Here is an 11,944-nt window from a genome sequence, read left to right on the forward strand (position 1 = left end):
ATTTTCTGAGGATGGTCTTAAAGGTATGCATTCCCACGCAGGAGCGTGGGAACGAGTTAATAAGTAAGTAAAACCCCTTGTAGACTCACGATCTAGCGCTTGTTCCAGCAAGCGACGCAGTCTCGTCGAGCCGCGTAGCGGCGTTCTGGCCACGGCTCTTTTAACTATTGCGCGGTTTGCACTTCCTGTTCGATAGTTTGTCGTAGCTCCATTGGCAGGTGAAGAGCATCCCCCAGACGATCCAGATAACGCCGTTCTTCGTCGGTATCGAGATCAATCGCTAGCATCGATGCCAGGTAGATCTCTGTGGCCTGTTCATCGTTCTCAGACAGACGCGCAATCATGATGGGGTCACTGTCCGCTCGCAGTTGCTGCACCAGGAACTGTTGCTCTTCTGCACCGATACCCAGATCGCTGATCTGTTGTTCAATGCGGGCGCGTTCGGTTGCATCGATATGACCATCGGCCTTAGCCGCGCTAATCATTGCCCGCACCAGGATCAGACGCATATCTTCGCCCTGTTGAGTTTGCTTTTCCTCTGCAAGGTCAAAGATACTACCAGTGGGAGCCGCAGGCAGGGCAGTGACGCCCGGATCAGATACGACGGTAGAGGTTTGCGTAATGGTCTGTGGTTGTGCCGCGGCCTGGTTTTCCTGATAGTCACGCCAGGCTTTGTAAGCCATTCCGCCAACTGCTGCTATGCCACCATATTTGATTGCCTTTCCACCCATCTTGCGGGCTTTTTTGTTGGTCAGTAGCATGGTGGCTAATCCTCCGACAGCAACACCACCCAGCAAACCACCTGGCATAGAACCGGATTTGGCAGTCTTCACTGCTTTATCGATTCCTGCGCCAGTGTTACCCATAATGCTGTTTAAGAGTGAGTTAACATCCATGATCGAGAGCCTCTGCAATTTTGTCAGTCAGTAAAAGTTAAGAACTCAGTTTAATATAATCAGATTGAGTTATTTAGTCCCTGAAAATACTGATAAGTTCACTTAAATCCACCCAGTTTCAACAGTTTATCTGGCTTCAGCGGATTAAAAGATTAGAGGCGTGAGAAGCTGTAAACCCTATCGTTGAGTAGTTAGGGCCTCGTAGCAGAAAAAGCCTGGTGAATTGAACAAGAAAATATTGAGACCGTGATGTTTCAGAAAAAATTAAGCATTATTGGGTAGAATAAAGTGTCTCACTGGCTCTGGTTGTTATCAGCTACGGCTCAACAAAGAAGCTGCCTGTTGTCGAGTGAGGTTGCCGTGGAGGCGATATTTTCAACAATAAGGAAGCTCTTCTGTGACAGTGATTCGAGAGATGGATATTTCCGATTATGATGCGGTTATCAGTCTGTGGGGGCAAACTGAGCATATGTCTCTGCGGGATGCTGATTCGAAACACAGTATTGGCCTATACCTGCAGCGTAATCCGGGATTGAGTTTTGTGGCTTCAGATAGCCGCAGTGTGATTGGTGCTGTTCTGGTAGGTACTGATGGTCGGCGTGGCTATCTACAGCATTTAGCTGTGTCTTCCGAACATCGTGGTCAGGGGATAGGTCGGCAGCTCGTTGCCGCATCGGTTAACGCGCTGGCAGCGATGGGGATCGCTAAAACCCATCTGTTTGTGTATCGCGAGAATGTTAAGGCACAGAGATTTTATGAACAGTCAGGCTGGTTTTTGCGCAATGATGTTCGCATGTACTCCTTTAATAGTTCAACTAATGACAATGTATAGAAGCGGGTTCAGAGTTGTTTCGAGAGCCAATGTTTCTGCTCAGCTGTGAGCTGATTACGGCAGGACATTAAATAAAAGGTGTAGCGCAAAACGATGAAGTCGGTATTTCGAACATTTGAACCATCTGATCTGGAAAGCCTGGTGGCGCTGATGAAACAGCTGGGTTATGAGCATACGATGGATTCATTGGCAGCTAATGTCCGTAGAGTGAAAACACGCGAGGGTGAAGTGTTTGTGGCTGAGGTTAACGGCAAAGTAGTTGGCGTTATATCCGCGATAATGGATGTACGCCTGGCTGAAGGGGTGTCGGGTGAGATTGTCAGCTTAGTGGTGTCCGATCAGGCCCGTGGTCTGGGGCTAGTGTTGATGGCCGAAGCCTGGCTGAAACAGTACACCTCGAATATTCGGGTTCGGGCTAACGTTCTCAGAACTGAAGCCCACGACTTTTATGAGAAACAGGGCTACAGATTAAAAAAACGACAGGCAGTGTTTCAGAAAGAGTGGTAGTCATGAAAAACTGAGTTTGCAGGGAATCTGTATGAGTGATATCAAATTTACCAAAGATGAGACTGACCGGATTGTCAGTCATATCAAAAAATACTTTAACGATGAATTGGACCAGGAGATCGGTGGTTTCGAAGCTGAGTTCCTGATGGACTTCTTTGCCCGGGAGATCGGACCTGTGTTTTACAACCGTGGACTGTCTGATGCCCGGGATATCTTTGCGGCAAAAGCCGAGGAGATAGGCTATCTGGTTGAGGAGCTTGAGAAGCCGGTCGGTTAAGCCAGCGGATATGGTAAGGAGTTATTTTGAACGGACAAAAAAACACCCTCAACGGTCCAGTCCCCGATGATAAAGCACCGATGAAAGGGTTTCCTCAGATAGGCTATCTGAAAAACTACATTACCTCTGAAAATATCCTTGTGGGTGACTATACCTACTATGATGATCCCGAAGGCCCTGAACGGTTTGAAACCAATGTGCTTTACCACTTTCCCTTTATTGGTGACAAACTGATTATTGGCCGTTTTTGTGCCATTGCCAAAGATGTACAGTTTATTATGAACGGTGCAAACCATCAGATGTCTGGTTTTTCCACCTACCCATTCTATATTTTCGGCAATGGTTGGGAGAAGGTAGCACCAGAAGCTAGTGCGCTGCCCTATAAAGGTGATACCGAGATTGGCAATGATGTCTGGATCGGTTATCAGGCGACCATTATGCCGGGGGTCAAGGTTGGCTGTGGTGCGATAATTGGCAGCAAATCGGTAGTGGTCAGTGATGTTCCTGCCTACAGTATCGTGGGGGGCAATCCTGCCAGGGTCATCAGGTATCGTTTTGATGCGCAGACGATCAGTGAATTATTGGCGATCGCCTGGTGGGACTGGAGTGCAGAGAAAATTACTAACAATCTGCAAGCCATAGTGGGTTGTGATCTGGCAGAGCTGCAACGAACAAGTCAGGGCTGATTGGTTGACCCGCAGGCGTCGCAGTAGAGAATAGAAAAAAATTGAGGCAAAATAGAGCCAGCCTTTAGCACGTGTCGCTAACCAAAGGCTGGCCTGTCGGGATGTCTCCCGGTTTTGTGTGTGACGCACCGCTCGTTATGAGAGCCGCGTTAAAACATTAATGTACTTTTTTCTAACGCACCTTTTCTAACGTAGCGGCTTCGGTATGGGTAAACTCTTTACCATAGATGTTGAGTTGCGTTGTTTGTGTGTAGGACAGTGTGTCTGCGGCAATATCCAGCGTCATGGAATATGCCTGGCTGGTGGCGTTTTTGCTCATATAAGAGGATTCAGCGATACCTCTCTGAGGCGCTGTCAGTGTCATTTTCACGCCTGCTGTGCCTTCTGCGACGACACAGACGGCTCTCGGGACGCAGAAGGAGTTATAGACCATCTGGTTCTTTTTGTCGTAAATCAGATAACCCCGTTGGTCATGAAATTTTGCATCATCACGCTGTCTGAAGACCTCTTGTTTGTAGTAGATCGCAACAAGAGACTGGTCACTGGCATTGACCGCGTCAGCTGCCGCTTCAAATGTTCTGACTTCGTAGTAGGGTTCTATGGCTTTGCCGCCTTCACCAACCGCTGAGCCTGTTCTTCCGGGGGCGATGTCTACGCCGGGCGTTACGCTTTTCCATGTACCGATTAACGGTTGTAGTGGCCCAAAGTCAACGTCCTGAGCGATAGCCGGTGTAGTACAGGACAGTGAAAAAGTGATAGCGGTCAGAGCTATCGCAGGTAGGTGTCTAAACGTTTTCATCGGAATTTCCATCTTGATGTTGATGGGTAGTATCACCTTGCTGCCACTACACTTGATTAAAAAAACATACAAAAATGAACTCAAGCCTGCAGTGGTAGTCAGTAGGTGAGACCGATGTTATGTCATTACTATCGGTTGCTATATGGGAGTTACGTCCCTGTGATTTTTTAAGTGATTGATTTCAAAGCATAGGATGTTTGTCACATGCTCTGAATGTTAAACAATTAGGCACTCGCTCAGGCAGTAAGGATGCTGAGTAATGGGGACATAATGATCGAGGCAGACAAGTGGAACGCCCTTATCCGGGTTTTTTTTGTGTTAATTGTTATCACCAGTTTTTCGGATATCGTCGCGGATGTGTTGCAGGGAGCGAATGTCCTGCATATTGTGCAAGAGTCAGTGGTGTTTGTATTTGCGCTATCTCTGTTGCTGCTGTTGTTTTTGAATACCCGGGCGCATGAACAGCGCAATGCACAACTGCTGGTTGATCTTGAAGAGGCAAAAATCCATTCAGCCCAGGCATCTGAAGAGCTGGTTAGTGCCAAGCGGATGTTTGGCGAGGAGATAACGAAACAATTTATAAAATGGGAGTTAACCGAAAGCGAGTCCGATATTGCGTTGTTTACCCTCAAGGGCTTTAGCGCTAAAGAGATTGCGGATTTCAGGAATACCTCTGAGAAAACTGTGCGTAATCAGCTCACCAGTGTTTATAAAAAATCCGGGACAACAAGTAAGGTTAGTTTTACCGCGTGGTTTATGGAGGATCTGTGGTAATTGTCGGATCCAGTCTGAATTAGTAGAGGTAATACTGACGTTTACTGTTCGGAACAATGCGGTTTATCGGCTGCGGTAATTTTTAGCGGTCATCAATTTAACTCCTTTAAGCGGGCCTTGCTTCTTTTGTCAGCCCGTTTCATTTTCAGCGGCCCGTCGCTCTTTTAGCGGATTGCGCCGGTTGATCACCTGAACATCGCGCCATATCCCTCTTCGCTTAGCACCTGTCGAACCGTTGGCCGGGTTAACAGAGTCTGGTAATAGCGTTTACAGCTCTCGGGCAGCGGCTGATTGATCCGGTCGGCCCAGAACATCACATAAAACAGCGCCGCATCGGCAATCGAGAAACGATCAAACAGCAACTCTCTTCCGGCTAAGACCGGTTCAAGCAAGGCAAACGCGTTAGCGACAATCTCCTCTCCCTGCTGTTTAATGGCATCATGCCCGGCACCGTTGTCTAATCCCGGCAGGCTGTAGCGGTCAGGGGTGAAAATACGGGTAAAGCCCTGTCCGTGAATGGTGTTGACGGCATAACTCATCCAACCCAGCGCCCTGCATTCATCGGCGATACCCGTAGGCAGTAATGCTTTTTTGGGGTTCTGGCGGGCGATCCACCAGGCCATCGGCTGGAAATCAGTCAGCACCAGATTATCATCGGTGATCAACACCGGAATGGTGCCTTTGGGGTTGAGCTGAAGATACTCCGGGGTTTTATTGTCGCCCGCCATGAGGTCAACCAGATGAACTTCAAAAATAGCCTCCACCTCTTCCAGTAAAATATGGATCGCCGTGCTGCATGACCCGGGTGTCATATAGAATTTCATCGTCATAGGTTCATTCCCCGATAAACTGAACAGCGCTTAAATAGATCCAGTGTGGGCACTCGTTATTACTGCTGCTGATGAAGAGAAACTGCAAGATAGGTGCCACCGGAAATGGGGTTAACTGACTGTTTTATATAAAGCTTCAAGATGTTGAATGTTTCGTTTAAGACAAAATCTGTCCCGTTGTTGTGAGGTTGAGCGCTAAACCGGTAGTCGCTAAGCCCCTCAGTTGCCGTGATATGTTATGGTGAGTTACAGAATGAGTTTCGACCACTTCATTAAATTTTGGTCTGGTTAATCGCTATGTATTATTTTGCCTACGGATCAAATATGTCGCTGGCGCGATTGCAGCAGCGTGTACCCGGTGCCCGGGTTGTCGGCTGCTATTTTCTTGATGGGCATGATCTGCGCTTTCATAAAGCGGGTCAGGATGGTTCTGCAAAATGTGATGCATTGTATACCGGCAACGATGATCGTATTTATGGTGTTCTGTTTGATATCCCCCGGTCGGAGAAGCCCGCGCTGGATCGGGCTGAAGGGCTGGGAGTTGGTTATGGTGAGAAAGTGGTATCGTTGCAAAATCAACAGGGCGATGAGCTTGAAGCGATAACCTACTTCGCTCTGCAGATCGATCCTTCGCTTAAACCCTATAGCTGGTATGTTCACCATGTGTTGGTGGGGGCGCGGGAAGCGGGACTACCTTCTGACTATATAGACCGGATCGGGCGGGTTGAGTCAGTTGACGATGGGGATATCGAGCGTGATAGTCGCGAAAGGGCGCTGCATACTCTGGCTTAACGCTAATATCAGTGAGTACCCCGATTGTTAATCGATCTACTGACTCACCCGTTATTAAAGAGCTGCTCCGGATGGGGCAACGGGCCCCGGTTTTATCCGGTTGGCAGGGTGAGCGACGAAATCTGTATGCGATCTGCTATCGCCGTCAGCTACTGACCCGCAGGGCCGCAGCTCTGATCGATTATCTGAAAGTGCATAGCGGTCTTTCATGATATAGCGGGGAGCATGCTATTTTTAACTCGTGAGCATTTTTGCCTGCTCTGCTTCTGGATTCATTAAGCGAGAAACGGCTGGTCATTTTGAGGGGATCTGAATGGAAAAGTATATTATTACCAAAGCTGAGATTGAGCAGTATGAAGGCGTTAACAAAACCCATTTTCTTAACCGCAATGCTCAACGGGTAAACCGCTCACTGGGTGATCTGACCGGGTTGACCGGTTTTGGTTTTCACCTGATAGAGATACAGCCGGGCTATGAGTCTACCGAGCTGCACCGTCATTACCATGAGGATGAGTGTGTCTATATTCTTGAGGGGCAAGCGGAGGCAACCATTGGCGATGAAATTGTCCAGGTAGGGGCCGGGGATTTTCTGGGTTATCGTGCCGGGGGAGAGGCCCATAAACTGCTCAATAATGGCAGCACCGTGCTCAAATGCATCGTAGTGGGGCAGCGTTCAGATCATGATGTTGCGGATTATACGGCACTCAATAAACGGATCTATCGACATGCAGGGATGCCCTGGAATCTGGTTGATATTGAAAATATTACTGAACCGGTGGCGGGGAAAAAAGTGTAAGTGTTTGCTTGTGGTGCAATCGGAACGGGTTAAATCATCCTCTGATATTCAGTCAGTTTTCAAACAGGGGCCATTAACTGTTGATAGATAAACTATAGTTTGAATGTGCGCCGCGCTACTATACATCTGCTTTTTGTCATAATCCGGACCGGGTTTTCAGTTTTTTTACGGATTATATTTTGCCGTAAACCGGATGAAAGCAGCGACAAACTGAATGGCGCTCAGGAGATGTCGTATGAATAAGCCTCTATCCGATGCAAGCCTGTCCGATGAAGAGCTGCTGGCAGCCAAAGCCTATGAAGAGCTGCATGTCCCTGCGCTGTTTCGGCAGTTCGCTCCCATTGTTGTTTCCACCGCACAGATCAGCCCGGGTCAACGGGTTTTAGATGTTGCCTGTGGCACCGGGATTTTAGCCAGAACCGTTGCTACAACGGTGACTGAGCCGGGTTCCGTCAGCGGTCTTGACCTGTCCCCGGGGATGCTTGCTATCGCCCGCCAACTGGCCCCTGCGATTGACTGGCAGCAGGGTGCCGCTGAGTCACTGCCGTTTGCCGATAACTCATTTGACGCGGTGGTCAGCCAGTTCGGTTTGATGTTCTTTCAGAATCGGCCGGCTGCGTTAAAAGAGATGATGCGTGTGCTGGCTCCTGGTGGGCGGCTTGTTGTGGCTGTCTGGGACGCTTTGATAAACTCGCAAGCCTATCCCGATGCAGTGGATATGCTGCAGCGGCTTGCTGGCCAGGCCGCTGCAGACGCATTACGGGCTCCTTTTGTATTAGGCAATCCCGATCAGCTGTCTGAGCTTCTTGCTGATGCCGGCGCGGCTTTTGTGACGGTTGATACGCATCAGGGCAGGGCCCGGTTTCCCAATATTAAAACGATGGTTGAAGCGGATCTCCGGGGCTGGTTGCCGGTGATGGGGGTGCAGTTGCAGGAAGCGCAGATTGCGCTACTTCTGAATGAAGCGGAAACGGTTTTAAGCGCGTATACCGTGGCCGGAGGGCAGGTTGAGTTCGCCGCCCCGGCCCTGATTGCCAGTGGTGTTAAGGTGTGACATGAAACTGCAGATGGATCACAACAATCGATTTCTGCACTAGCAAGTAACAGGAGGTCAGATGATCAGAGGAAGTTGTCTGTGTGGCAAAGTGAAATATGAGATTAGTGGTCAGCCCGGCAATATTGTTCACTGCCACTGTCAGACCTGCCGTAAGGCTCATGGTGCGGCTTTTTCCAGTGTCTCTGCCGTTCCTGACTCTGAGTTCAATCTAACCGGTGAAGAGCTATTGAACTCCTATGAGTCCTCGCCGGGTAAGCGCCGCTTTTTCTGTTCGGAATGTGGCACTCAGATCTATGCTAAGCGGGATAATACTGCGCATATCATTTTACGCCTGGGCTCACTGGATGATGATCCGGGAGTGGCTGAGGAGAAGCATATATGGGTATCACAGAAAGCCTCCTGGTATTGCATCAGCAATAACCTGCCGGAATGTGCTGAATCTGAGTAACCACTGATAACAGAGTGATGTCGCTTTATGGCTGATTTTAACGATGCCAAAATACTCGATTCATGGGCTAAAAACACCGCTCCCTGGATCCGGGCCGTTCAGGAGAAACAGATTGAAAGTCGCAGACTGGTTACTGATCAGGCGATAGTAGACGTGATCTGTGGATTTGAGGCTGACAGTGTGCTTGATATTGGCTGCGGCGAAGGCTGGCTGGCCCGTGAGCTTTCCGCTCGGGGGATGTCGGTAACGGGCATTGACGTTATTCCGGGGTTTGTTGAGAATGCCAGAACCTCGTGTAAAGGCACCTTTCATTTACTGGCGTATGAGGCGTTATCGGCGCGCCAGTTAGGTGAAACATTTGATCTTGCGGTGTGTAATTTCTCGCTGCTGGGGGATGAGCCGGTCAGCAAACTGTTCAGTGTCTTGCCAGAGCTGATAAACCCAGGCGGCTGGTTTGTTATGCAAACTATTCACCCGGGACTCATGGCAGACAGCCATTACTATGATGGCTGGCGCGAAGGTTCGTGGGATGGTTTCAGTGATCAGTTTTGTGATCCAGCTCCCTGGTATTTCAGGACGCTGGAGACCTGGTTTAGCTTATTTGATGCGAATGGGCTAAGCGTTCGACTGATAAAGGAACCCCGTCATCCTGCGACAGGGGCTGCTACTTCTTTGATTATCGCTGGCAGGGTGGCAGAGGGTAAGAGCTGAAAAACTGACAGAATATAGGGTGAACCGCTATGATTGATACGAGTTTTAAACTGCTATTCAGCGGTTTAGCTATCGCGCTGGCGCTTGTCGCGTTTGTTCCCTATGTTCGCTCCATACTCAAAGGCACAACCCGGCCGCATGTTTTTTCCTGGTTTATCTGGGGGATTACGACAGTGATCGTTTTTTTCGCCCAGCTTGAAGCTGATGGCGGTATGGGTGCCTGGCCAATCGGTATTTCGGGTCTGCTCACTGTCGCGGTGGCGGTGCTGGCATTTATTAAACGCGCGGATATCAGCATCACCAAAACCGACTGGCTATTCTTTGCTGCGGCACTGGCATCGCTGCCGTTCTGGTACTTAACTTCGGACCCTCTGTGGACGGTTGTGGTGCTGTCGGTGGTTGATCTGTTCGGCTTTGGCCCGACCATTCGCAAAGCCTATGAATCGCCCCATCAGGAGAGTCAGTTGTTCTTCCTGTCACTGGCGTTGCGTAACTGCTTCGCCATTCTGGCTCTGGAGAGTTATTCAGTGACAACGGTGCTGTTTCCCCTGTCGATCACCCTTGCCTGTACGGTTCTGCTGACAATTGTGGTGTTTCGTCGCAGGACGGTGTTAGCCTGACTTGCAGTCAGTTCGCTGATCATTTCATCGCTTGATAAGCTATAGTCAGCTTATGATGAAACTATATGATTTAACCGTCCAGTGCTGTGCTCTCGTTGCTGCAGTGGCTCTGTTTCCCGTACTTAGTACTGCCGGGGAAGCCGATGTGATGAGTGTGACGGTCAGTCGGAGTGGAAACCAGCAGTATGATTTCAGTGTAACCCTTAAACATGATGATACCGGCTGGGAACATTATGCTGACAGGTGGGAAGTTGTTGATATTGAAGGTCATATTCTAGCTACACGGGCACTGCTTCACCCCCATGTAAATGAGCAGCCTTTTACCCGTTCACTGCGTTCGGTAACGATTCCTGCAGGCATCGTAAGGGTAAACATCAGGGCACACGATCGTGTGCATCACTATGGCGGAGCAGAGATCTCTGTTGACCTGCCTGAGTAAAAAAACCTACCTCAGTATTGTGGGGGCTTATTAATTCGTTAAAAGTGAGTAACTGTCTAATTTCAGATGCTTTTCTGTTTTTGATTTATTGATCTGAAGCCTTGTGAATTATCCTGTTGGCGTTAGAATGAAAACCACTCTTACAGGGCGCAACAGGGAAATTTGCAAATGTCAGATCAATTTAAAGTCGTTTTCAGTGGCACCATTACTGAAGGTTTTGAGCCTGAATCCGTTATCACCGCATTTGCAGAAAAGTTCAAATGTAGTGACGCCAAGGCCCGTGGGCTGGTGATGGCAGGTAAAGAAACCCCCATAAAAAGCGGTTTGGACAGGGTCAAAGCAGAGCGATATGTCGCCGTGCTAACCGCTATCGGCCTCGACGTTAAACTGGTTGCTCCTCAGCCGGCAGTGAAGCCCGCAATGGCCTTTGAACTTGAAGGAGATGATGAGCCTGGGGTCAGCAATGTGGTTGCTGCTTCTGAGTCGTCAGTATGTCCTAAGTGCGGTTCTCAAGAGGTTGCCGATGACCGCTGCCCGGACTGTAAGATTGTTGTCTCCAAGTACCTGGCGATTCAGGAGAGTGGTCAGGCATTTACCTCAGCTCCCGTTAAAGCCCCAGAATCTTCAGATAATAACTCATCTACGCTTTCCGAAAACTCATCTTCAGGCGCTTTCACTGCCAGTGCTTCTGCAACATCATATGACGATAGTGCTGCGGCATCGTCCTCTAACCCCTATCAGGCACCGGAGGCTGATCTCAGTCAGGAGTATGAAGAGGGGGATCTTACCGGGCCTGTTTCGGTTCCTGCATCCCATGGTTGGAGCTGGCTTGCCGAGGGGTTTGGTCACTTTAAACAGAACCCCGTTGCCTGGATAGTGGCGCTGGTAATCTGGGTTATTATCTCTTCAGTTTTGAGCTTCATACCCTTTGTGGGAATGTTGCTGATACTGGTGTATCCGATTATCACTGCGGGTTTTATGCTTGGTTGCAGAGAGCAGGCAGAGGGGGGCGATTTTGAGATCGGGCACCTGTTCAGTGGTTTTAGAAATAATGTTGGCCAGTTAGTGCTTGTGGGGCTGCTCTATATGGTCGGAATTATCGTTGTTTCAGTTATTATTGGGGTATTGATCGGCAGCGCGACCTTCTTTATCGGGGGGGGAGTAGAACAGATGGGACCTGGCATGATGTCAGCTCTGGCTCTTCCGATGCTGGTTGGCTTTCTTTTATTCATCCCCCTGATAATGGCTTACTGGTTTGCGCCAACCTTAGTTGCTTTGAATGATATCCCTGCCATTGAAGCGATGAAGCTAAGCTTTAGCGCCTGTTTGAAAAACGTGCTGCCATTCCTGCTGTATGGCTTGATCGCCTTGATCCTGTTCATTGTTGGCACAATACCTTTTGCTTTAGGTTTGCTGATTGTGATGCCGATGGCTATCGCCTCTTTGTATACCTCATATCGGGATATTTTCTACAACTAAG

The 11,944-nt window shown here is 49.1% G+C and carries 17 protein-coding genes; 14 read left to right on the forward strand and 3 right to left on the reverse strand.

Annotated features, from left to right (window positions below):
• Nucleotides 1–164: 164 nt before the first annotated feature.
• A complete protein-coding gene (locus tag OCU43_RS09365) occupies nt 165–896 on the reverse strand; it encodes a tellurite resistance TerB family protein (RefSeq protein WP_091357969.1) in 732 nt (243 codons plus the stop codon).
• Nucleotides 897–1,293: 397 nt separating this feature from the next.
• On the opposite strand from OCU43_RS09365, the gene OCU43_RS09370 reads away from it, so the two are divergent.
• The 4 genes from OCU43_RS09370 to OCU43_RS09385 all read left to right on the forward strand — a co-directional run bounded on the left by OCU43_RS09370 (nt 1,294) and on the right by OCU43_RS09385 (nt 3,198).
• Nucleotides 1,294–1,728 (forward strand): GNAT family N-acetyltransferase, encoded by a 435-nt coding sequence (locus OCU43_RS09370; RefSeq protein ID WP_091357970.1) that lies wholly within the window; start codon nt 1,294–1,296, stop codon nt 1,726–1,728.
• Between the two features lie 93 nt (nt 1,729–1,821).
• Nucleotides 1,822–2,235 (forward strand): GNAT family N-acetyltransferase, encoded by a 414-nt coding sequence (locus OCU43_RS09375; RefSeq protein ID WP_091357974.1) that lies wholly within the window; start codon nt 1,822–1,824, stop codon nt 2,233–2,235.
• 31 nt (nt 2,236–2,266) lie between these two features.
• The gene (locus OCU43_RS09380; protein ID WP_091357977.1) at nt 2,267–2,512 is read left to right on the forward strand and encodes a DUF2164 domain-containing protein; all 246 of its coding nucleotides are present in this window, start codon (nt 2,267–2,269) and stop codon (nt 2,510–2,512) included.
• Nucleotides 2,513–2,538: 26 nt separating this feature from the next.
• Nucleotides 2,539–3,198: a Vat family streptogramin A O-acetyltransferase gene (locus OCU43_RS09385; RefSeq protein WP_245756561.1), complete on the forward strand. Its 660-nt coding sequence runs from the start codon at nt 2,539–2,541 to the stop codon at nt 3,196–3,198.
• A gap of 172 nt (nt 3,199–3,370) precedes the next feature.
• Here OCU43_RS09385 and OCU43_RS09390 read toward each other — a convergent pair whose 3' ends face one another.
• Entirely contained in the window at nt 3,371–3,997 is a 627-nt protein-coding gene (locus OCU43_RS09390; protein ID WP_091357980.1) for a heme-binding beta-barrel domain-containing protein, read from the reverse strand.
• Nucleotides 3,998–4,267: 270 nt separating this feature from the next.
• Here OCU43_RS09390 and OCU43_RS09395 point away from each other — a divergent pair, with 270 nt between their 5' ends.
• Nucleotides 4,268–4,771 carry a helix-turn-helix transcriptional regulator gene (locus tag OCU43_RS09395; RefSeq protein ID WP_175483514.1) on the forward strand — a complete coding sequence of 168 codons (504 nt, stop codon included), beginning with the start codon at nt 4,268–4,270 and terminating at the stop codon, nt 4,769–4,771.
• A gap of 185 nt (nt 4,772–4,956) precedes the next feature.
• Here OCU43_RS09395 and OCU43_RS09400 read toward each other — a convergent pair whose 3' ends face one another.
• A complete protein-coding gene (locus OCU43_RS09400) occupies nt 4,957–5,601 on the reverse strand; it encodes a glutathione S-transferase family protein (protein WP_091357985.1) in 645 nt (214 codons plus the stop codon).
• 297 nt (nt 5,602–5,898) lie between these two features.
• Here OCU43_RS09400 and OCU43_RS09405 point away from each other — a divergent pair, with 297 nt between their 5' ends.
• From OCU43_RS09405 to OCU43_RS09445, 9 genes are all read left to right on the forward strand, one after another.
• Nucleotides 5,899–6,393 carry a gamma-glutamylcyclotransferase family protein gene (locus OCU43_RS09405; protein WP_091357988.1) on the forward strand — a complete coding sequence of 165 codons (495 nt, stop codon included), beginning with the start codon at nt 5,899–5,901 and terminating at the stop codon, nt 6,391–6,393.
• A gap of 11 nt (nt 6,394–6,404) precedes the next feature.
• Nucleotides 6,405–6,605, forward strand: coding sequence for a type 2 periplasmic-binding domain-containing protein (locus tag OCU43_RS09410; protein ID WP_261833001.1), 201 nt, complete (start codon nt 6,405–6,407; stop codon nt 6,603–6,605).
• Nucleotides 6,606–6,706: 101 nt separating this feature from the next.
• Complete coding sequence (locus OCU43_RS09415) at nt 6,707–7,189, forward strand: cupin domain-containing protein (RefSeq protein WP_091357991.1); 483 nt, start codon at nt 6,707–6,709, stop codon at nt 7,187–7,189.
• A 235-nt stretch (nt 7,190–7,424) separates the two neighbouring features.
• Nucleotides 7,425–8,243, forward strand: coding sequence for a methyltransferase domain-containing protein (locus OCU43_RS09420; protein ID WP_175483516.1), 819 nt, complete (start codon nt 7,425–7,427; stop codon nt 8,241–8,243).
• 61 nt (nt 8,244–8,304) lie between these two features.
• Entirely contained in the window at nt 8,305–8,694 is a 390-nt protein-coding gene (locus tag OCU43_RS09425; RefSeq protein ID WP_091357996.1) for a GFA family protein, read from the forward strand.
• Nucleotides 8,695–8,721: 27 nt separating this feature from the next.
• Nucleotides 8,722–9,405, forward strand: a complete 684-nt coding sequence (locus tag OCU43_RS09430) for a class I SAM-dependent methyltransferase (RefSeq protein ID WP_091357997.1) — start codon at nt 8,722–8,724, stop codon at nt 9,403–9,405.
• A 29-nt stretch (nt 9,406–9,434) separates the two neighbouring features.
• Complete coding sequence (locus OCU43_RS09435) at nt 9,435–10,025, forward strand: hypothetical protein (RefSeq protein WP_175483517.1); 591 nt, start codon at nt 9,435–9,437, stop codon at nt 10,023–10,025.
• Between the two features lie 148 nt (nt 10,026–10,173).
• Nucleotides 10,174–10,464 (forward strand): hypothetical protein, encoded by a 291-nt coding sequence (locus OCU43_RS09440; RefSeq protein WP_245756573.1) that lies wholly within the window; start codon nt 10,174–10,176, stop codon nt 10,462–10,464.
• A 168-nt stretch (nt 10,465–10,632) separates the two neighbouring features.
• Nucleotides 10,633–11,943 carry a BPSS1780 family membrane protein gene (locus tag OCU43_RS09445; RefSeq protein WP_091358000.1) on the forward strand — a complete coding sequence of 437 codons (1,311 nt, stop codon included), beginning with the start codon at nt 10,633–10,635 and terminating at the stop codon, nt 11,941–11,943.
• The last annotated feature ends 1 nt before the right edge of the window (nt 11,944 follow it).

Origin of the sequence: Amphritea atlantica (assembly GCF_024347255.1) — a bacterium.
Taxonomy (GTDB): domain Bacteria; phylum Pseudomonadota; class Gammaproteobacteria; order Pseudomonadales; family Balneatricaceae; genus Amphritea; species Amphritea atlantica.

Bases quoted from the DNA above. Each gene is read 5' to 3' on its own strand.
- OCU43_RS09365 (WP_091357969.1), bottom strand. From the start codon at position 896: ATGGATGTTAACTCACTCTTAAACAGCATTATGGGTAACACTGGCGCA.
- OCU43_RS09375 (WP_091357974.1), top strand. From the start codon at position 1,822: ATGAAGTCGGTATTTCGAACATTTGAACCATCTGATCTGGAAAGCCTG.
- OCU43_RS09380 (WP_091357977.1), top strand. From the start codon at position 2,267: ATGAGTGATATCAAATTTACCAAAGATGAGACTGACCGGATTGTCAGT.
- OCU43_RS09390 (WP_091357980.1), bottom strand. From the start codon at position 3,997: ATGAAAACGTTTAGACACCTACCTGCGATAGCTCTGACCGCTATCACT.
- OCU43_RS09395 (WP_175483514.1), top strand. From the start codon at position 4,268: ATGATCGAGGCAGACAAGTGGAACGCCCTTATCCGGGTTTTTTTTGTG.
- OCU43_RS09400 (WP_091357985.1), bottom strand. From the start codon at position 5,601: ATGACGATGAAATTCTATATGACACCCGGGTCATGCAGCACGGCGATC.
- OCU43_RS09405 (WP_091357988.1), top strand. From the start codon at position 5,899: ATGTATTATTTTGCCTACGGATCAAATATGTCGCTGGCGCGATTGCAG.
- OCU43_RS09415 (WP_091357991.1), top strand. From the start codon at position 6,707: ATGGAAAAGTATATTATTACCAAAGCTGAGATTGAGCAGTATGAAGGC.
- OCU43_RS09420 (WP_175483516.1), top strand. From the start codon at position 7,425: ATGAATAAGCCTCTATCCGATGCAAGCCTGTCCGATGAAGAGCTGCTG.
- OCU43_RS09425 (WP_091357996.1), top strand. From the start codon at position 8,305: ATGATCAGAGGAAGTTGTCTGTGTGGCAAAGTGAAATATGAGATTAGT.
- OCU43_RS09430 (WP_091357997.1), top strand. From the start codon at position 8,722: ATGGCTGATTTTAACGATGCCAAAATACTCGATTCATGGGCTAAAAAC.
- OCU43_RS09435 (WP_175483517.1), top strand. From the start codon at position 9,435: ATGATTGATACGAGTTTTAAACTGCTATTCAGCGGTTTAGCTATCGCG.
- OCU43_RS09440 (WP_245756573.1), top strand. From the start codon at position 10,174: ATGAGTGTGACGGTCAGTCGGAGTGGAAACCAGCAGTATGATTTCAGT.
- OCU43_RS09445 (WP_091358000.1), top strand. From the start codon at position 10,633: ATGTCAGATCAATTTAAAGTCGTTTTCAGTGGCACCATTACTGAAGGT.